Here is a 20,190-nt window from a genome sequence, read left to right as displayed (position 1 = left end):
CGCCGACAATCGCCGCTTTGCCACGGTGCCACAGCGGCGCCATCGCGTCACCGCGCCCGGTGACCATCAGGAGACGAAATGACTGAGGAGCGCGTCGAGCATCTGCTCGCCGAAGTACAGGATGAGTTCGGCGTGATTCGCGTGCTGGAAGTGGCCGATTACCGCTTTCTCGAATTCGGCGATGCGATCGAGCAGAGTTGCGTGTTCACCGCTGACCCGAGCTGGCTGGAGTATGACTACACCCGTGCGATGCTGATCGGCGCGCTGTGTCACGAGCAACCTGAGAGCGCACTGTTTCTCGGATTGGGGGCGGGCACGCTGACCCAGGCCTGTCTCAAGTTTCTGCCGCTGGAAGACGTCGAAGCCATCGAACTGCGCCCGGACGTGCCGCGTCTGGCCATCGAGTACCTCGGTCTGGATGACGATCCGCGTCTGTACATCCGCGTCGGCGATGCGCTTGAGCTGCTGCCCACTGCCGAGCCGGCGGATCTGATTTTCGTCGACCTGTACACCGATGTCGGGCCCGGGGTCGGGCATCTGGCCTGGAGCTTTCTCGGCGATTGCCAGAAGCGCCTGAATCCGGGCGGCTGGCTGGTGATCAACCAGTGGGCCACCGACGATGGCAAACCACTGGGCGCGGCGTTGTTGCGCGGCCTTTATCACCGGCATTACTGGGAGCTGCCGGTGAAGGAGGGCAACGTGATTCTGATCGTCCCGGCGGACCTCGATCAGACGCTGGATCTGCAGGCGCTGACCCAACGGGCCGAAGCGCTGGCGCCACAGCTGGGGTATTCGTTGCAGTCGTTGATCAAGGCGATTCGCCCGGCGACCTGAAACGAGGGCCGTGCCGGCCCTATCGCGAGCAGGCTCACTCCTACAGGGGATTGCATTTCAAATGTAGGAGTGAGCCTGCTCGCGATGTCGCCTCGACAGGCGCCAGACTTCTCAAACTCCTTTGAAGATCCCTGGCCGCCGCTCCACCAACGACCGCACCCCCTCCCTGGCATCCTCAGTAGCAAGCAACTTCTTCACCAGTGCCGGTAACGCCTGCGCCGCGGCCGTCTCACCCTCATAGCGCGCCTTTCGCGCCGACAGCAAAGTCGCCTGCACGCCCAGCGGCGCCTGCCGGGCAATCCGTTCGGCCAGCTCGATCGCCCGCGGCATCAGGTCTTCACTGGCCATCACTTCCTGCACCAGGCCCAGATGCAACGCCTCGTGGGCATCAAACTCATCGCCCGTGAGCAACCAGCGCATCGCATTGCCCCAGCCGGCGATCTGCTGGAAACGCAAAGTCGCCCCGCCAAACGGAAAGATCCCACGTTGCACTTCCATCTGCGCGAAGCGGGTGTTGCTCGCGCACAGGTTGATGTCCGCCGCCAGCATCAGCTCGATGCCGATGGTCAGGCAGTAACCCTGCGCGGCGACGATCACCGGTTTGCTCACCCGGGGCCCGACGAAAACACCCCAGGGATCGCAACCGCCGCTCGGAACCTGCCAGCACTTCGGCCAGTGCGGCACTGGCATTGACCAGATCGAGCCCGGCGGTGAAGTGCTCGCCGTGGCCGAACACCACGGCCACCCGCGCTTCGCGGTCGGCTTCGAACTCGCCGTAAGCCAGGCTCAGCTCATTGAGCAGATCGAGGTCGAAGGCATTGCGCTTGGCCGCCCGATCAAGGCCGATCAGGTACACGTGACCACGACTTTCTCGGCTGACGCGGCCGGCGCAGGGCTGATTCATGAAGAATTCCTCGAGCAGGATGGACGGGTGCGCGGCGCTTTGCCGCAGGTCGGTGAACCGTTTAAGCGTCATCACCCGCAGGGCCGGGCCTTTGCAAAATAGACCGTTGCACGATTATCCGCAAAAGCCCGTTACACGGCGGTGACACACGGGTTGTGGCGATAAAAAAAGCTCCCTTTTTGGGCAAAATCCGGTATAGTGCGCGCCGGCCTTTAACCGGGCCGCGTTTAGGTAGCGCAATTTCCCGAAGTCAGCTTCGGCTGCACGTCCGCACTGCGGGCTCTTCCTTGACGATTCATCTTCATTCATTCGTTTTCGCAAATCCCCGCCGACAAAGCTGCCAGGGCGACTCTTGAGTCTCAACACGGCATGCGCAGCTTTGGAGCATGGGTCTTTGCGGATGCACTTAGAGGCAGACCCATGACCCAGGAAACCGGCGGATTCGCCGCTTTTAATCTCAACCCGAATATTCTTGCAGCCGTCGCAGCGACCGGCTACGAGGAGCCTTCGGCGATTCAGCAGCAATCGATCCCGATCATCATGGCCGGCCAGGACATGATTGGCCAGGCGCAAACCGGTACCGGTAAAACCGCCGCGTTCGCACTGCCTATTCTGCACCGCATCGATCCTGCCAAGCGCGAACCGCAAGCCCTGATCCTGGCGCCAACCCGAGAGTTGGCGCTGCAAGTAGCAACCGCTTTTGAAACCTACGCCAAGCAAATGCCAGGCGTTACGGTCGTGGCCGTTTACGGCGGCGCGCCGATGGGCCCGCAACTCAAGGCAATCCGTAATGGCGCACAGATCGTTGTCGCCACTCCGGGTCGTCTGTGCGACCACTTGCGTCGCGACGAGAAAGTCCTGTCGACCGTGAACCATCTGGTTCTCGACGAAGCCGACGAAATGTTGAAGCTGGGCTTCATGGATGACCTGGAAGTCATCTTCAAGGCTCTGCCAGCGACCCGTCAGACCGTTTTGTTCTCGGCGACCCTGCCGCAGTCGATCCGCGCCATTGCCGAACGCCACCTGCGCGATCCGCAACACGTCAAGATCCAGACCAAGACCCAGACCGTTACCGCGATCGAACAGGCTCACCTGTTGGTTCACGCTGACCAGAAAACCTCGGCCGTGCTCAGCCTGCTGGAAGTCGAAGACTTCGACGCACTGATCATGTTCGTGCGCACCAAGCAGGCCACCCTGGACCTGGCCAGCGCCCTCGACGCCAAAGGCTACAAAGCCGCCGCGCTGAACGGTGACATCGCCCAGAACCAGCGTGAGCGTGTGATCGACTCGCTGAAAGATGGCCGTCTGGACATCGTTGTTGCCACCGACGTTGCTGCCCGTGGTCTGGACGTTCCGCGCATCACTCACGTGTTCAACGTTGACATGCCGTACGATCCGGAATCCTACGTGCACCGTATCGGCCGTACCGGCCGTGCCGGTCGCGAAGGTCGTGCCCTGCTGCTGGTGACTCCACGTGAGCGCCGCATGCTGCAAGTGATCGAGCGTGTAACCGGTCAGAAGGTTGCCGAAGTGCGTCTGCCGGACGCTCAGGCTGTGCTCGATGCCCGCATCAAGAAACTGACCAACAGCCTGTCGCCGCTGGTCGCTGATGCCGAATCGACTCACGGTGAGCTGCTCGATCGCCTGACCGCCGACATCGGTTGCACCCCGCGTGCACTGGCCGCTGCGCTGCTGCGCAAGGCTACCAACGGTCAAGCGCTGAACCTGGCGGCGATCGAGAAGGAACGTCCACTGGTGCCGAACAACGCACCGCGTGGCGACCGTCCTGAGCGTTCCGGCGATCGTCCGGACCGTGGTGATCGCGAGCGTCGCGCGCCAATGCCGTTGGGCGAAGGCCGTGCTCGTTGCCGTACCGCGCTGGGTGCGCGTGACGGTATCGCTGCGAAAAACCTGTTGGGCGCCATCCTCAACGAAGGCGGTCTGGCCCGTGAAGCGATCGGTCGCATCCAGGTGCGTGACAGCTTCAGCCTCGTCGAGCTGCCGGAAGAAGGTCTGGAAAAACTCCTGACCAAACTGAAGGACACTCGCGTTGCTGGCAAGCAGTTGAAGCTGCGTCGCTATCGCGAAGATTGATCCGCCTCTGGGCTGATTGATCGCAGATAAAAAATCCCCGACTGGTTCGGGGATTTTTTTTGCCTGTGTTTTGGCGTCTGTGGGAGCGAGCCTGCTCGCGAAGGCCTCAACCGAAGCGATAAATATCCATACCCAACGCGCCCATCGTAAAGCCCTGATGCGCCACGCTGAAAATCCCGCCAGCACCGCGAGCAAAGAACAACGGCAACAAATGCTCTTCACTCGGGTGACTGCGCACGGCGCTCGGTGCCTGCTGGCGATAATCATGCAGCGCCGCCTCATCGTCGGCGGCAAGCCTGGCGATCATCCAGTCACGAAAGTCCCGCGCCCACGGCTCAATGCTTTCCGGCCCGGCGTGCCAGTCCAGTTCGCGCAGGTTGTGGGTGATGCTGCCGGAGCCGATCAACAGAACGCCTTGCTCGCGCAGGCTCGCCAGAGCACGGCCAACTCGCGTCTGCAGTGCCGGGCCGCCGCGACTCGGCAGCGAGACTTGCACCACCGGAATATCGGCCTGCGGATACATCAGCGACAACGGCACCCAGACGCCATGATCGAACGGTCGTTGCGGATCGAGGCGCGACGGCAGGTCATTGGTGTTGAGAAGCTCAGCCACTTCGGCTGCCAACTGCGGATTGCCCGGCGCCGGATATTGCACTTCGAACAACGCTCGCGGAAAGCCGCCGAAGTCGTGCCAGGTCTCCGGGTGCGGATGGCTGCCGACCAGCAGTTCGTGGCTTTCCCAGTGTGCCGAGACGATGACGATGGCTTTGGGGCGCGGCAGTTCGGCGGCCAGTCGCGCCAGTGCCGGGCCGCTGGCACCGGGTTCCAGTGCCAGCATCGGTGAACCGTGGGAGATAAACAGGCTGGGCAACATGGGCGGACTCCTCAGCGTTAAGATGAGCCATCTTCAGTCAGGTCATCGATCTGAATCCAATATAAGTTTCTGCGGTTTTTCATCGGTTTTTCGGGAGTGATCCATGCAGCCTGAGTTTTGGTACAAGAAATGGGATTCGAACCAGATCGGCTTTCACCAGCCCGAGGCCAACCCGTATTTGCAGCGCTACTGGGCGGATCTGGCGATTGCACCGTCGGCGCGTGTGCTGGTGCCGCTGTGCGGGAAGAGTCTGGATCTGCTCTGGCTTGCCGGGCAGGGGCATCAGGTGCTTGGGGTGGAGCTCGCGGAAAGGGCTGTCGAGGATTTTTTCGTTGAGCACAAGCTTGAGCCGCAGATCAGCGAGCAGGGCGCGTTCAAGGTTTATCGAAGTGATGCCGTCGAACTTTGGTGCGGGGATTTTTTCGCGCTGAAGGCGGAGGATGTCGCGGGTTGCACTGCGTTGTATGACCGCGCCGCGTTGATTGCCCTACCGGAAGCGATGCGCGAGCGCTACGCGACGCACCTGCAGCAGTTGCTGGCGCAGGGGATGAAAGGGTTGGTGATTACCCTGGATTACGATCAGACGCAGATCCCGGGGCCGCCGTTTGCGGTGAGCGATGGTGAAGTGCAGCGGTTGCTGGGCCAGGGTTGGGAGGTGGAGAGGCTGGAAGAGCGGGATATTCTGGCTGAGAGCCCCAAGTTTCTGCAGGGCGGGGCTGAGTGGTTGGTGGAGCGGGCTTATCGGGTTTCTTCCAGATAGTTTTTTGTTAACAGTTCCGGCGTCTTCGCGAGCAGGCTCGCTCCCACAGGGGAATGCATTCCAAAGGTGGGAGCGAGCCTGCTCGCGAAAGGGTTGGCACTGCCAGCGCATAATCGTCGGACACAAAAAAAGGCCCGCATCACTGCGGGCCTTCTTTTTCAGTGCGATCAAATCAACCGCGACGACGCAGGGCGTCAATACGCTCTTCCAGCGGCGGGTGGCTCATGAACATGCGGGCGAAGCCCTGTTTGATGCCACCATTGATGCCAAAGGCGTTCAGGGTGTCGGGCATATGCACCGGCAAGCCCTGTTCGGCGCGCAAGCGTTGCAGCGCGCCGATCATCGCGCTGGTACCGGCCAGGCGGGCGCCGGCTTCGTCGGCACGGAATTCGCGCTTGCGCGAGAACCACATGACGATCGCACTGGCGAGAATGCCCAGCACCAGTTCGGCGAAGATGGTCGCGACGTAGTAGGCGATGCCCTGGCCTTCTTCGTTCTTGAAGATCACCTTGTCGACGAAGTTGCCGATGATCCGCGCGAAGAACATCACAAAGGTGTTCACCACGCCCTGGATCAGTGCCAGCGTAACCATGTCACCGTTGGCAACGTGACCGATTTCGTGGGCCAGTACGGCTTTCACTTCATCGGGCGAGAAACGCTCGAGCAGGCCCTGGCTGACCGCGACCAGCGCGTCGTTCTTGTTCCAGCCGGTGGCGAAGGCATTCGCCTCGTAGGCCGGGAAAATCCCGACTTCAGGCATCTTGATCCCGGCTTCGCGGGACAGTTGCTCGACCGTTTGCAGCAGCCATTGCTCATGACGAGTGCGTGGCTGGCTGATGATTTGCGTTCCGGTGCTCATCTTCGCCATCCACTTGGAGATGAACAGCGAGAACAGCGAGCCGGCGAAACCAAAGACCGCACAGAAAACCAGCAGCTGACTGAGGTCGAGATCGACCCCGTTGGCCGCCATGAACCCGTTGAAGCCGAACAGGCTCAGGGTGATGCTGGCTATCAGCACGACCGCCAGGTTAGTGGCCAAAAACAGCAGGATGCGCATCATGGTTGTAGAACTCTCCTCAAGCTAAAGATGTAGCGTACTGCGGGGTATATAAGGTGCGGCACCGGGCTATTCAACCGAGTGACTATTTCAAACTGTGTCCTACAGCGGTTTCCTGAGGAAAAAGAAAATTCCCACTCTCAATTCCGATGCGGATGACACAGCTTCGCGCCCCGCTGCCATTAGGTCGGACACGTCTGCACGCCTCGCATCGCAAGTGTAGAAGGGCTGCAAAGGTGCGGAACAAAGATGTGTTGCTGAATCAGACAGTACGCAACGGCTGATCGTTGCGCACTGCTGGCCTATTACTGGCGGTAGGACTTGAGGAAGTTGCCGATACGGCCGATGGCCATTTCCAGATCATCGACGCGGGGCAGGGTGACCACACGGAAGTGATCCGGCCAGGGCCAGTTGAATGCCGTTCCTTGCACCACCAGCAGCTTCTCGGAGAGCAGCAGGTCGAGGACGAATTTCTCGTCGTTATGGATCGGGCAGACCTTCGGGTCGATTTTCGGGAATGCGTACAGCGCGCCCATCGGCTTGACGCAACTGACACCGGGAATGTCATTGAGCAGTTCCCAGGTGCGGTTGCGCTGTTCCAGCAGGCGGCCCTGGGGCAGGACCAGATCGTTGATGCTCTGATAGCCGCCCAGCGCGGTCTGGATCGCGTGCTGGCTCGGCACGTTGGCGCACAGACGCATGTTGGCCAGCATGTCGATGCCTTCGATATAGCTCTGTGCGTTGTGTTTCGGCCCGGAGATGGCGATCCATCCGGAGCGGAAACCGGCCACGCGGTAGGATTTCGACAGGCCGTTGAAGGTCAGGCAGAGCAGGTCCGGCGCCAGCGAAGCGGTGCAGATGTGCACGGCATCGTCATACAGGATCTTGTCGTAGATTTCATCGGAGAACACCACCAGGTTGTGCGCCCTGGCGATTTCCAGCATGCCCAGCAACACTTCCTTCGAGTACACCGCACCGGTCGGGTTGTTCGGGTTGATGATCACCATGGCCTTGGTGTTCGGGGTGATCCTGGCCTTGATGTCGGCCAGGTCCGGGAACCAGTCGGCGCCTTCATCGCACAGGTAATGCACGGCATTACCGCCGGCGAGGCTGACCGCAGCGGTCCACAGCGGATAGTCCGGCGCTGGCACCAGCACTTCGTCGCCGTTATTGAGCAGCGCCTGTAGCGACATCACGATCAGCTCGGAAACACCGTTGCCCAGGTAGATGTCTTCGATGCCGACGCCCTCGACCTGTTTCTGCTGGTAGTACTGCATCACCGCCTTGCGCGCGCTGAACAGGCCTTTGGAATCGCTGTAGCCTTGCGCGGTCGGCAGGTTGCGGATCACGTCCTGGAGGATTTCGTCCGGCGCTTCGAAACCAAACGGCGCCGGGTTGCCGATGTTCAGCTTGAGGATGCGCTGGCCTTCCTCTTCCAGTCGTTTGGCGTGCTTGAGCACCGGGCCGCGAATGTCGTAGCAGACGTTGGCGAGCTTGTTCGATTTGCTGAACTGCATGGCGATGTGATCCCGAAAATGAACGATCCAGACGGCAAGTGGACAACCGTACTGGGATTGCTGCGTCTTCGCACAGGCGGAGGTCTGTCGCTTGAGCGCTCAGAATCCGTTTGAATGCGCCCGGTCTGGCTGCCAGACTGGCGCGTGACGAGGCGCAATCATACGTGCCGCCCGATCCGTGGAAAAGGTACAGATCGGGCTTTTTCAGCCGCTGAGGTGTGATGATGGAAAAGTTGCAGAAAACCCTGGAAGAGTGGAAAGCCATGCTCGACCCCGAGCAGTACAACGTCTGCCGTCTGAGTGCCACCGAGCGCCCGTTCTCCGGCAAATACAACGACACCAGAACCGACGGTGTCTACCACTGCATCTGCTGCAATGAACCACTGTTCGATTCCACGACCAAGTTCGATTCCGGTTGCGGCTGGCCGAGCTTCTACGCGCCGATCGGCGAAAGCGCGATGACCGAAATCCGTGATACCAGCCACGGCATGATCCGCACCGAAGTGAAATGCGCGCGCTGCGATGCGCATCTTGGCCATGTGTTCCCGGATGGCCCGCCACCGACTGGCCTGCGGTACTGCATCAACTCGGTGTGCCTGAATCTCGAGCCCCGCGAATAACCGAACCAGGCGACGCGATGTCGCCTGTTTTTCGAATAATTAAATTGCACACAATTCAATTGCTCGTTATGTTCGCCCTTTCCTCACGATTGCGGAGCCATCTCATGAGCGACAATCTGCTGAATATCCCCTGCACCACCATCAAGGGTGAGCAAAAGACCCTCGCCGACTTCGCTGGCAAAGCAGTGCTGGTGGTCAACACGGCGAGCAAGTGTGGCTTCACTCCGCAATACAAAGGCCTCGAAGAGCTCTGGCAGACCTACAAGGACCAGGGGCTGGTGGTGCTGGGCTTTCCCTGCAACCAGTTCGGCAAGCAGGAACCGGGCACTGAGGGCGCCATCAGCGAATTCTGCGAGCTGAATTTCGGCGTCAGCTTCCCGCTGTTCAAGAAGATCGACGTCAATGGCGCCGATGCTCATCCACTGTTCGTGCAGTTGAAGAAACGCGCCCCGGGCGTGCTCGGCTCGCAGGGCATCAAGTGGAACTTCACCAAGTTCCTGATCGGCAAGGACGGCCAGTTGGTCAAGCGTTTCGCCTCGACGACCAAGCCGCAGGATCTGAGCGGCGAGATCGAAGCCTTGCTGAAATGAGTCTGGCGGTTGATTCGCTGAAGCTCGACAGCCAGTTGTGCTTCAAGCTTTACGCAGCCTCGCGGGCGGTGATTCGCGCCTACAAGCCGATGCTTGATCAGTTGGGCCTGACTTACCCGCAGTACCTGGTGATGCTGGTGCTGTGGGAGTGGCATGACGCTGCACCGGAGCAGCCGACGGTAAAAGCCCTCGGTGAACGTCTGGCGCTGGACTCGGGCACGTTGACGCCGTTGCTCAAGCGGCTGGAGCACATCGATCTGGTCCAGCGTCGGCGCTCGGAGCGCGATGAACGCGAGGTGCATTTGAGCCTGACGCCTGTCGGCGCAGCACTGCGCGAACAGGTCGCGCCGCTGAAAGCGCGCCTGTTATGCGACAGCGACGTTGATCTCGACCGTCTCAACGACTTGCGCGCCGGCCTCGATCACTTGCTGGGGCAGATCAAAGCGCTGACGTAGTCGGCATCCACTGATCGAGCAACGCCGCGAGTTCTTCGCGGCGAAACGGTTTGGCCAGATAGTCGCTCATGCCGGCCGCGCGGCAGCGTTCGCGCTCCTCGGACATGGCATTGGCGGTCAGCGCGACGATCGGCAGATTCGGCCAGCGTCCGCTCTGGCGAATCTGCCGACTGGCTTCATAGCCATCCATCACCGGCATGTTGCAGTCCATCAGCACCAGACCGAAATCGGCAAACTCCAACTGGTCCAGCGCCTCGGCGCCATGGCCCGCCACCACCACATCGCAGCCTAGCTTGCCGAGCATGCCTTTGGCGACCAACTGGTTGACCGGGTTGTCCTCGACCAGCAGCACCTTGCCCCGACGCGTGGACGGCGAGGCATCCGCTTGCGTTTCACTGAGGGTGGCGACATCCGGTTGCAGAATCCGCCGCAGGTGCTGATAGAGCGCGTTGCGCGCCAGCGGCCGGGCTTGCTGCTGCAAGGGGGCGAGGGCGGCGGCTTCTTCGCTGGGCAGGAAACTGCCGTAAGCCGTCACCAGCAGAATCGGTGCGGTGATGTTCGGGCGCAGACCGAACAGGCACTCCGGGCAATCAGTGATCAGTACGTCAGGATTCAGGCCCAGCAGCGAGTCATCGATGGTGCGCTGCGTGTATTCCAGCCCCCACACCGGCAACAGGCTTTTCAGCAGCTCTGCCAGACCACTGCTGGCGGCGGTGATCGCCAGAACCTTGCCGCGTAACGGCTCCGGCGCCAGTGCGCGGGTGTGGCTTGGCAGGGGCAGATCGGCGCAGAACTGGCTGCCGAAACCGCTCTCGGAACTGATGGTCAAGCGGCCCTGCATGGCTTCGCAAAGGTTATACGTCAGCGCCAGACCCAGCCCGGTGCCGCCGTATTGACGGGTAATGCCAGCGCCGGCCTGAGTGAACGGCTGGAAGATTTTCACCTGAGCTTCCTGGGCGATACCGATGCCGGTATCGCAGACTTCGATGCGCACGCCATGCTTGTGCGCCGACAAACGCACGTCGACCCGACCGAAGCGGGTGAATTTCAGTGCATTGGACAAAAGGTTGCTGACAATCTGCCGCACTCGCGTCGGGTCCCCCAGCACCAGGGCCGGGAAGTGCGGCTCGATCAAACAGGTCAGCTCAACGCTCGGCGCAGCATTTTGTGAGAGCAGATTGGCCGTGTCCTCGATCAGCGAGCCGAGATCGAACGGGATGTTTTCCAGCTCAAGTTGCCCGGCGTCGAATTTCGACAGGTCGAGAATATCGTTGAGCAGTTCCACCAGCACCTTGCCCGAGTCGTGGGCAATCGACAATTGTTGCTGCTGCTCGGCGTTCAGCGGGCCGTCCAGCGACAGCGCGATCATCCCCAGCAAGCCGTTGAGCGGCGTGCGGATTTCATGGCTCATGTTGGCCAGAAAGGCCGAACGCGCTTCGGCCATGTCCAGCGCCGTGCGGCGCGCCACTTCGAGTTCTTCGTTGGACTGGCTGAGGCGGGCGTTGATCGCCTTGAGCTCGGCGGTGCGCGCCGAGACGATGTCTTCAAGTTGCGCGAGGTATTCGGTCAGGCGGTTTTCCGCTGTACGCCGTTGCTGGATTTCCGTGGCGATGTTTTCGAATTGCTGATTGGCGACTTTCACCAGTACGCCGATTTCATCATTGCCGTGGCCGGCGGGGCACTCGAGCGTGGTCGGCTCGGCGCTGCGTGGATCGCGGCCGCTGAGTTCGCGGATGACTCGCACCAGCGGCTTGGTCAGCATCACGTAGAACAGCGCCAGCAGGATCCCGGTCAGCAGCAGGCTGCGGGCGAAGCCATTGAGCAGGGTGACTTCTGCACGTCGCAGGAAACGGCTGCCGAAGGCATAGGTGTCGACTTCGAGCTTGAGGACGCCGAGGGATTCGTTGGGCAAGTGGTCGAGGTACAGGCGGTCTTCGAAATGACGCTTGGCGCCGAACAGGAAGTCGCTGATCAGCCGATAGTTGCTCTGCAGTTCCGGGCGTTTGACGTTGGCCAGCACGGTCTCGTTGTTGTCGATCAGTTGCGCGGCGATGATCGCCGGCGAGCGCAACAGGCCCAGGGTGAGTTCCTGCGCCAGTTCGGCGTCGATGTTGTAGGCGATGCGCGAGGCCGGGTTGTGGCTGATTTCCAGCAGGGCGAGGATTTCCCGGTTGATGGAAGCGTCTTCGCTGGCATAATCGATGCCGATCTGCAGCAGACTGAGCAGGGTGCCCAGAATGAACCCGACCAGCACGGTAAGCCTGGCTTGCTTGTATGACAGCCGGTGGGTGAATTTGATATCCATGAGGTGTTGAACCACTTCCGTTTCCCTTCGCTGCTCAAGCATAGTCGATCATGTATGGATACCGAGGTTCCCGAATCGCCTTGTAACAAGGCTTGGTCGGGCAATTCTATCTGTGCAGGGTCGCTGGATCGTCATCATCACTGTGAAAGTGCCCGAGGAGAAGACGTGGATTCCCGATTGAATGCTTTTCTTGAACGCGCCGAGTCGGTTCTGGCGCGAATCGAACCACTGTTGCCGGCACCGCGTCCTGTCATTGACTGGAATACGTGTCTGGCGGCGCGCTGGCAGCGTGACGGGCGCAGCGGTTATCTGCTGCCGCTGGAAGTCAGCCTCGACATGCGCCTGTCGGACCTGATCGGCGTCGACCGTCAGTTGGAGCAACTGGGGCGCAACACGCAACAGTTTCTCGATGGCATGCCGGCCAACCACGCGTTGCTCTGGGGCTCGCGCGGCACTGGCAAGTCCTCGCTGGTACGGGCGTTGCTGGCCGAGCATGCCGGCGCGGGCCTGCGTCTGATCGAGATCGAGCGCGATCATCTGGCGGACTTGCCACGGGTGGTCGAGCAGGTCGCCAAATTGCCGCAACGTTTCGTGCTGTTCTGTGATGACTTGTCGTTCGAATCCGGCGAAGGCGACTACCGCGTGCTGAAAAGCGTGCTTGACGGTTCGCTCGAGCAGGCCCCCGACAATGTCTTGCTGTATGCCACTTCCAACCGTCGCCACCTGGTGCCGGAAAAGGAAAGCGACAACGAAAACTGGAAGCGCGTCGACGGCGAACTGCACCCGAGCGAAGCGGTGGAAGACAAGATCGCCCTGTCGGACCGCTTCGGTCTGTGGCTGTCGTTCTATCCGTTTACCCAGGAACACTTCCTCAATGTCGTCGAACACTGGATCGGCCAGTTGGCCGCCAAGGCCGGCCTGAGCTGGCAGCGCGACGAAGCACTGGACATTCTCGCCGTGCGCTGGGCCACCGGCCGCGGTAATCGCAACGGACGTTGCGCGTATCAATTCGCCCGCTACTGGGTGGGACTGAAATTGCTGGAGCACAAGGCATGATTGATTTGCAACACAGCGGCCAGGGCCTCGAAGGCTACGGTATGTTGGCTGCCCAACTGGAGTCGCTGCTGGCGGACGAGCGCGATTTCATCGCCAACGCCGCGCAGTTTTCCGCGTTCCTGTTCAATCAGCTCGATGATTTGAACTGGGCCGGTTTCTACCTTAATCGCAACGAAGAACTGGTGCTCGGCCCGTTTCAAGGCCAGATCGCGTGCGTGCGCATTCCGTTCGGGCGTGGCGTATGCGGCGCCGCTGCTGCCAGTCTGCAGACCCAGCGCGTCGAAGATGTGCATGCCTTCCCCGGCCACATCGCCTGCGACAGCGCTTCGAACAGCGAACTGGTGGTGCCATTGGTCAAGGACGGTCGCCTGATTGGCGTGCTTGACCTCGACAGCCCGAAGCTGGCGCGTTTCGGCGCCGCAGACCAGGCCGGCATCGAGCAGTTGGCAGCGATTTTCCTGCGCCTGACCGACTGCTGATCAACCGCTGAGGCCAGCCTTGTGCAACAGGCTGGCCGTGTCCACGCTGTCGATTTGCGCGGGATCGAGAAACCGCGTCGCGTACTGCATGTACACCCCCTCGTTGATGAACAGGCCGAACAGCGGCGCGTCAATGTGCGCGTCGCGGCACATGGTCGCCATGATCCCGAGCGCCTCGCTCAACGATTTGGCTTTCTTGTAAGGGCGATCGGCGGCGGTCAGCGCTTCGAAAATATCGGCAATCGCCATCATCCGCGCCGGCAGGCTCATCTGCTCGCGCTTCAGCCGTTTCGGGTAGCCGGTGCCGTCCATTTTTTCGTGATGGCCGCCAGCGATCTCGGCGATGCTGTCGAGGTGGCCGGGGAAGGGCAGGCGGCTGAGCATCATGATCGTCTGCACCATGTGGTGATTGATGATGTAGCGCTCTTCGCGGGTCAGCGTGCCCCGGGCGATCTTCAGGTTGTAGAGCTCGCCGCGGTTGTACTTGTATGCGGGCACATCGAGTTTGAAACCCCAGGGATTGTCTTCCGGGATCAGTTCGTTCGGGTCGCGTTCGATCAGATGCTCGGGTTTGTCGGCCAGCAGTCTTTCGCTGACGGGCAGCGTGGGCGCAGGCGTTTTCGCCTGGCGGCGGTGTTCTTCCCATGACACACCAAGGCGATCGTCAAGCGTGCGCAGCCAGGTGCGTAGCGCGATCTGATCAAGGCGTTGCAGATCAGCCTCGGCCATGGCCTCGCCACCGAGATTGCAGCGGGCCACAAAGGCAAAATCGTCGTCCAGCGTCATCAACTCAAGGTCACGCGAGCGGGCCAGCGCAGCGTCGTCTGCACCGTTCGCCAACGTCTGCCAGTAGTTGATCCAGACATCACGCTTGAGCACTTCGAAACGCGTACGGACTTCATGGATGCGGTCGTTGATGGTTTCAAGTTTGGTGGCTTTGTCGACCACGTATTCCGGCGTCGTGACCTTGCCGCAATCGTGCAGCCACGCGGCGATGTGCAACGCCTCCCATTCATCCTCACTGGGCTGATAGGCACTGAACGCCGGCGCCTGGCTGGCGGCGGCAGCCTGGGCGAGCATCAGCGTCAGTTCCGGTACTCGCTGGCAGTGGCCGCCGGTGTACGGGCTCTTGGCGTCGATCGCGCTGGCGAGCAGCTGGATGAAAGCATCGAGCAATTGTTTCTGCCGGGCCTGCAGGCGCTGGCTTTCGATGCTCACCGCCGCCGCGCCGGACACCGCCTGCAAAAAGGCGATGCGGTCAGGCCGCAGTTTTTCCAGATCGCTCGGCGCACCGCTGTCATCGACCAGCAGAATCAGCAGGCCGATGGTTTCGTCATGCTGGTTGTGCAGGCGGATACCAATCAGGTGGATGCGTGGCGACTGCATCGCCAGGAGGATTTTCTGCAAGTCGCCGGCCTGATCGAAGCCCAGATGGCTGACGGTATTGTTGGCGCTGGCCAATTGTTCGAACCACGCCGGCCCGCTGTTTTGATGCAGCTCACGGCCCTGAATGTCGAACGCCTCCAGTGCTTGCGGTACGCCATCGATGATCAGCCCATAAGGTTCCATGCGGGCACCGTCCGCTTCACGCAGATAGATCAGACCGGCCTGAGCCTGGGCGATTTGCACGGTTTCGAAGAGCACTCGTTCAAGCAACGGGGCGAAGCGTGTTTCGGCACACAGGCTGTCGGTGATTCGGAAGAAACTGCCCAGGGTGTCCTTCATCCGCGCCATGGACAGGCTCAATCGGTCGATTTCCAGCACGGCTGAGCGGCGGGTCAGTGGGAAGTTGAAGTCGAAGCTGCGAATGGCATCGGCTTCCTTGACCAATGCATGCAGCGGTTTGACGAGGATCCGCGAAGTCACCCAGCCCAGTGGCAGGCACAGCAGCAAGATCGCCAGGGTGATGAGCGCGCCTTGCCAGCGCAGGCGGAAAGCGTCGGCCAGTAATTCATCTTCCGGCACCAGCAGCGCCAGTTGCAGACCTTTTGGCCCACCTTCCTCAATGCCGGTACGGGCGACGATCCATTGCCGGCCGTTCACCTGCAGGCGCTTGCCAATATCTCCTGCGCTGAAAAGCGCGTTCAGCTCGGGGCTCAGATCGGCCGCTCGGGCCAGCCGCGCCGAGCGGTCGTCGACGATCAGGCGATGGCTGTCGGGGTAGGCCACGGCATTGCCGTCGGTGTCGTACAACGCGATTTCCGTAGAGGGCGTGACCCGGTGCCTGCCAAGGGCGGTCGACAGCGAAGCGAGGGTCAGGTCGGCGCCAATCACGGCGTTCTCGCCGCTGCGCCGGGCCAGCGTGGTGCCGACATTGTGAGTGGAGAAAAATACGTAGGGTTCGGTGGTGATCTGCCCGGCCTGTTGCAGGGCGTCGCTGAACCAGTTCCGGTTGCGTGGATCGTAGGCGTCCTGCGGATGATCGCGGCGGCTGATCGGGGTCAGGGCCTGATCAAAGAACAGTGATTGCGAGCGTATGGCGCCTTGGGGATCGTGCTCGATGCTCCACACCTGATAAACCGCCGTGTCCGGCGCCTGCAACTGGGCCTTGAGCGCCGCCGTGCGCAGCGCCCGCACCATGAAAAAGTCGCCATTGGCGTAACCCAGATACAGCGAGGCCAGCGCCGGGTTGTCGACCAATGACTGGCTGAAGGGCTTGAGCAAGGGCAGGCGATGCTCAAGATCAGCAGACTGGGCCGCCGGGGTATCTGCCAGCAGGCTCAACAGATGGCGGATCGGCTGGTAAGTTGCCTGCAGGTCATCGCGCACATCCTGTTCGATGCGATCGAACAGTTTCTCGCTGCTCGACAGAATGATCTGCGTGGTCTGGCGGTAATTGAACAGGCCCAGCACTACGCCCGTCAGCAACAAAAGAAAAGTGAACATGACGCTGATGTGCACGTGCAGCGGCAAGCGGCGCTGCTCGGGGCGCAGTGGGCTGGGCATTGCAGGCTCTCCATGAATGTTTAACTCACTGCTCAGCTCCAAGCATAGTTAAGACTCGCTCACTGTGCCTTGGTCGGCCAATGCCAATTGATGTTGCAGGGCTTGCTCCAGTTCGAGCATCGCCTGACTGGTTGCTTGCCATCGGCGGCCAATCTCCAGCGATGGAAGCGCTTGCTGGCAAGCGTCCTCGAGGGCATCGCAACATTCGATCAGCCGCGATGCCTGGGCGATGCGTGCCGCGCCCTTGATCTTGTGGGCGACTACTGTCAGTCCTTCGCGATCATCGGCAGGCGAAAGAGTGAGCAGTTCCTGGCGGTCGAGGCGGCTGCTTTTGAGCAGCTCCACCAGCAAGCGGCGTGTCTGCGCCGGGTTGCTGCCGGTCAGCAGGCACAAACTCTGCAGGTCGAACACCGATGCGGGAGACGCTGGCGTGATCCCGTCGATCCACTGCCCGAGCAGGGTCAGGCTCAGTGGCTTGAACAGGCAATCGTTCATGCCGGCGAGTTTGCAGCGCTGGACTTCCTCTGGCTGGGCGTTGGCCGTGAAACCTAGCACGGTGCACGGCGGGCGACGATTTTGCAGCTCGAACTGGCGGATGGCGCGAGTCAGGTCATATCCGTTCATCACGGGCATGTTGCAGTCGGCAATCACCAGATCGAAATGCTCTGCCTGCCACAGTTCCAGGCCGCTGCGGCCATCTTCGGCGATGCTGAAGCGGTGACCGAGAAACTCGAGCTGCTGGCACATCAGCAAACGGTTGGCGGGATGGTCGTCGACCACAAGGACATGCAGGGGCGTCGTTGCAGGTTTGATCGCCGGCTCGCTTTTCGCTGGGTGTGCCGTTGCCGGGCGGATTTGCAGTGGCAGGGACACGCAGACCTGAGTGCCCAGTTCCGGCTGGCTGTTGAGCTGCAGTTGTCCGCCCATCATTTCACACAGATTGCGACTGATGACCAGCCCCAGCCCGGCGCCGCTTGTGGCCTGGCGACTGCCATTTTGTGCCTGGGCAAACGGTTCGAACAGGCGCTGTTGATCTTCGGCGCTGATCCCGACACCGCTGTCCTGCACGGTCAATTGCATCAGAGCCCGTCCGGTTGCGTCCGATGTCATTAAGTCCAGGGTAATCCGCACGTGGCCGTGGTCGGTGAATTTGATGGCATTGCTGACCAGATTGGACAGCACCTGCTTGAAGCGCAGCGGATCCAGATGCACCTCCACGGCCGGGTCCGGCGGATTGAAGACGACTTGCAGGGCGAGGTTTTTCTGCCGGGCGAGACCGTCGAAGATGCGCGCCACGGATGTCACCGTGTCGACCAGGTTGATCCAGTCCGGACACAGGCTCAGTCGCCCGGATTCGATGCGGGCGATGTCGAGAATATCGCCAATCAACCCCAACAGATCCTTCGCCGAATGGTACGCCGTGTCGATGGATGCTCGATCCGGATGCTGGGGCTCGATGCGTTTGAGGGTCAGCTCGAGCATGCCGATCACGGCGTTCATCGGTGTGCGGATTTCATGGCTCATGGTCGCCAGAAACGTGCTCTTGGCCCGGTTTGCCTCGTCTGCCTGCTCCTTGGCCGCGCGCAGTTCCTCGAACAACTGACGGCGTTCACTGATATCGATCCAGCCGCCGATGATGCCCTGGACGTCGCCGCTGGAGTCGCGGTAGGGAAGGATCCAGTGGTAAATCGTCAGACGGCGGTTGCCGATGTGCAGGGGGCGGTCGAGTATCAGCGCGGTACCTTCGGCGATGACTCTCTGGTAATCGGCGTGGAAGGCCTGGGCCTCGAAAGCATTGCTCACTGTGCCCTGCATGACCCCTTTGCCAAGGATGTCCTCACGCTTGGCGTTGAACGCCTGGAGATAGCTGTCATTGCAACTCTGCAGCAGACCCTGGCGATCCCGCACGTAGATCGGATGCGGCGTGCCGTTGACCAGAGATCGCATGAACTCCAGTTGATCGTTCAACGCGCGCTCGGCGGCGCGGCGCTGTTTGATCTGATGGCGCATGTAGGCGTTCCAGGTCAGTAACAGCAGCAGGATCAGGCCGGCGGCGGCGATGACTTGATAGAACAGACGCTGATAGTTTTGCCAGATGTTCTGCGATGCGGTGGAGTAACCACGCCAGCGACCGTTGATCACACCGAGTTCTTCCGGAGCGATGCTCAGCAGTGCCTTGTTGATGATCGAGGCGAGCTCGCTGTTGTCACGGGCGGTAGCCAGTGAAAACGCGGCCTGACCGGTACCGATGGTGGTGGTGATCTGCAATGGCCGGGCAAAGATGCGCGATGAAATGAAGTAGTTGGCGATCACCAGTGAGTTCACGGCGCCGTCGACATGGTTTTCAGCCAGCATCGACACCGCGCTGAAACTGTCGGGCGTTTCGATCACTTCAATGCCCGGGAAGTCTTCCCGCAAGTAATCGACCAGTGGATTGCCTTGGGCGATCGCCAGCCGCTTGCCTTTGAGTTGTGCCAGGTTGGTCGGGCCGTCGGCGCTTTTGCGGGTCAGCAGCACGTAGGAATTCTCAAGGTAGGGCCGGCTGAAGCTCAGGGTTTTTTCGCGTTCGGCACTTGGCAGCAGCGCGGCGATCAGATCGGCTTTGTGGTTGTCGATCTGTTTGATCATTTCCGCATCGTTGCGACTGCGCTGAATTTCGAAACGCAGGCCGGTGCGCAAGCGAATGAGTTCGAGCAGATCGGCGCTGATGCCCCGAAAGTTGCCGGCGCTGTCGAAGAAGGTCAACGGTGCGAACGCTTCATTGACCACTACGCTGACTACGGGATGCTGCTTGAGCCAGCTCTCCTCGCGATGGGTCAACTGCAGTTTTCTGTCGGTGAGCAGCAAGTCGCTGCCAGCGCTCCAGCGTTTGCCGATTTCGTCGCGCTGGCTGCCCGGAATGGCATCTAGCACCGTGTCGACAATGGCCAGCAGTTGCGGATTGCTGCGCCTTACGGCGAAGCTGAACCCTTGCGCTTCCTGCTTGCCGAAGTTGGCCATGCGGACATTGTTCAGATACCCCTTGTTGATCATGTAGTGGGTGGAAAGGGTATCGCCGAGAAACACATCGGCCTGGTCGAACGCCACGGCGTTGATTGCATTCTGGTAGGACGGATAACAGGTAATGAGCGCCTTGGGATACAGCGCTCTGATCTCGGGCAGTGGCAAGTAGTGATAAACCATGCTCAGGCGCAGCCCGGCCAGACCCTCGGTCAGAGAGCGGGTTTCATCCTCGCGGGTCACCAGTACTGGCTGATCGACCGCGTAAGGTCTGGAGAAAGCGAGATTGGCGTTGCCCGCTTCGTAGCCGTTGGCTGTGCCGAGCAGGTCGATCTGGCCGTCGACCAGGGCGCGAATGGCAGCGTCGCGGGAGGGGAAACGTTGCACCCTGATCGGTAAGCCGGTGGCCTGGCCGAGGATGCCCGCGTAGTCGGCGGTGAGTCCTTCGTAGTCCTTGCCGCTCACGGTCATGTCGAATGGCGGGTAGTCAGGTGCAGAGGTTCCCAGCACCAGTTCGCTGCGACTCTGCAGCCATTGCCGCTGAGCAGGCTGCAAGACAACCTGGACGGCTTCGCTGGCCGAGCGACTGAGCAAGGCGTAGTCCGGTGAGACGCCTGGCATGGCAGATGCGTTGGCGCTCAGGCACAGACCTGCGCTCCAGGCGATTAGATAGTCCTTTAAACGGCTGGGCATGTAGGG

General features: G+C 61.0%; 14 protein-coding genes and 1 pseudogene. 8 read left to right on the top strand and 7 right to left on the bottom strand.

Going from position 1 to position 20,190, the window contains the following annotated elements:
* Positions 1–78 precede the first annotated feature (78 nt).
* Positions 79–834, top strand: a complete 756-nt coding sequence (locus QRN33_RS10730; RefSeq protein ID WP_042607880.1) for a spermidine synthase — start codon at positions 79–81, stop codon at positions 832–834.
* 111 nt (positions 835–945) lie between these two features.
* Here the strand turns inward: QRN33_RS10730 and QRN33_RS10725 are convergent.
* A pseudogene (locus tag QRN33_RS10725) lies at positions 946–1,738 on the bottom strand (crotonase/enoyl-CoA hydratase family protein).
* 420 nt (positions 1,739–2,158) lie between these two features.
* On the opposite strand from QRN33_RS10725, the gene QRN33_RS10720 reads away from it, so the two are divergent.
* A complete protein-coding gene (locus QRN33_RS10720; protein WP_042607879.1) occupies positions 2,159–3,832 on the top strand; it encodes a DEAD/DEAH box helicase in 1,674 nt (557 codons plus the stop codon).
* A 106-nt stretch (positions 3,833–3,938) separates the two neighbouring features.
* On the opposite strand, the gene QRN33_RS10715 is transcribed toward QRN33_RS10720, so the two are convergent.
* Positions 3,939–4,706, bottom strand: a complete 768-nt coding sequence (locus QRN33_RS10715) for a DODA-type extradiol aromatic ring-opening family dioxygenase (RefSeq protein ID WP_042607878.1) — start codon at positions 4,704–4,706, stop codon at positions 3,939–3,941.
* Positions 4,707–4,809: 103 nt separating this feature from the next.
* Between QRN33_RS10715 and QRN33_RS10710 the strand changes: the two genes are divergently transcribed.
* Positions 4,810–5,466: a thiopurine S-methyltransferase gene (locus QRN33_RS10710; RefSeq protein WP_123419053.1), complete on the top strand. Its 657-nt coding sequence runs from the start codon at positions 4,810–4,812 to the stop codon at positions 5,464–5,466.
* Between the two features lie 172 nt (positions 5,467–5,638).
* On the opposite strand, the gene htpX is transcribed toward QRN33_RS10710, so the two are convergent.
* Positions 5,639–6,526, bottom strand: a complete 888-nt coding sequence (gene htpX, locus QRN33_RS10705) for a protease HtpX (protein WP_007908619.1) — start codon at positions 6,524–6,526, stop codon at positions 5,639–5,641.
* A gap of 302 nt (positions 6,527–6,828) precedes the next feature.
* Positions 6,829–8,040 carry a pyridoxal phosphate-dependent aminotransferase gene (locus QRN33_RS10700; RefSeq protein WP_042607876.1) on the bottom strand — a complete coding sequence of 404 codons (1,212 nt, stop codon included), beginning with the start codon at positions 8,038–8,040 and terminating at the stop codon, positions 6,829–6,831.
* A 224-nt stretch (positions 8,041–8,264) separates the two neighbouring features.
* Between QRN33_RS10700 and msrB the strand changes: the two genes are divergently transcribed.
* The 3 genes from msrB to QRN33_RS10685 all read left to right on the top strand — a co-directional run bounded on the left by msrB (position 8,265) and on the right by QRN33_RS10685 (position 9,705).
* Positions 8,265–8,660, top strand: a complete 396-nt coding sequence (gene msrB / locus QRN33_RS10695) for a peptide-methionine (R)-S-oxide reductase MsrB (RefSeq protein WP_083352269.1) — start codon at positions 8,265–8,267, stop codon at positions 8,658–8,660.
* Positions 8,661–8,764: 104 nt separating this feature from the next.
* A complete protein-coding gene (locus tag QRN33_RS10690; protein WP_285408471.1) occupies positions 8,765–9,250 on the top strand; it encodes a glutathione peroxidase in 486 nt (161 codons plus the stop codon).
* Positions 9,247–9,705, top strand: a complete 459-nt coding sequence (locus QRN33_RS10685; protein ID WP_285408469.1) for a MarR family winged helix-turn-helix transcriptional regulator — start codon at positions 9,247–9,249, stop codon at positions 9,703–9,705. The genes QRN33_RS10690 and QRN33_RS10685 overlap by 4 nt, the downstream gene beginning before the upstream one ends.
* Here QRN33_RS10685 and QRN33_RS10680 read toward each other — a convergent pair.
* Positions 9,689–12,010 (bottom strand): hybrid sensor histidine kinase/response regulator, encoded by a 2,322-nt coding sequence (locus QRN33_RS10680; protein WP_285408467.1) that lies wholly within the window; start codon positions 12,008–12,010, stop codon positions 9,689–9,691. The two genes, QRN33_RS10685 and QRN33_RS10680, sit on opposite strands and share 17 nt — an antisense overlap.
* Before the next feature lie 165 nt (positions 12,011–12,175).
* Here QRN33_RS10680 and QRN33_RS10675 point away from each other — a divergent pair, with 165 nt between their 5' ends.
* Together QRN33_RS10675 and msrC are read left to right on the top strand one after the other, a co-directional pair.
* Positions 12,176–13,066, top strand: coding sequence for an ATP-binding protein (locus tag QRN33_RS10675; protein ID WP_041478431.1), 891 nt, complete (start codon positions 12,176–12,178; stop codon positions 13,064–13,066).
* Positions 13,063–13,545: a free L-methionine (R)-S-oxide reductase MsrC gene (gene msrC, locus QRN33_RS10670; RefSeq protein WP_042607871.1), complete on the top strand. Its 483-nt coding sequence runs from the start codon at positions 13,063–13,065 to the stop codon at positions 13,543–13,545. Before QRN33_RS10675 ends, msrC begins: the two co-directional genes overlap by 4 nt.
* Here the strand turns inward: msrC and QRN33_RS10665 are convergent, their stop codons facing one another.
* The gene (locus tag QRN33_RS10665) at positions 13,546–16,491 is read right to left on the bottom strand and encodes an HD domain-containing phosphohydrolase (protein WP_285408463.1); all 2,946 of its coding nucleotides are present in this window, start codon (positions 16,489–16,491) and stop codon (positions 13,546–13,548) included.
* A 48-nt stretch (positions 16,492–16,539) separates the two neighbouring features.
* Positions 16,540–20,184 (bottom strand): transporter substrate-binding domain-containing protein, encoded by a 3,645-nt coding sequence (locus QRN33_RS10660; protein WP_285408461.1) that lies wholly within the window; start codon positions 20,182–20,184, stop codon positions 16,540–16,542.
* Positions 20,185–20,190: the final 6 nt, after the last annotated feature.

Origin of the sequence: Pseudomonas sp. FR229a, from assembly GCF_030209115.1 — a bacterium.
Lineage (GTDB): Bacteria > Pseudomonadota > Gammaproteobacteria > Pseudomonadales > Pseudomonadaceae > Aquipseudomonas > Aquipseudomonas moraviensis_A.
The sequence above is the reverse complement of the archived record's forward strand: the minus strand, read 5'-3'. Positions and strand labels throughout refer to the sequence as shown.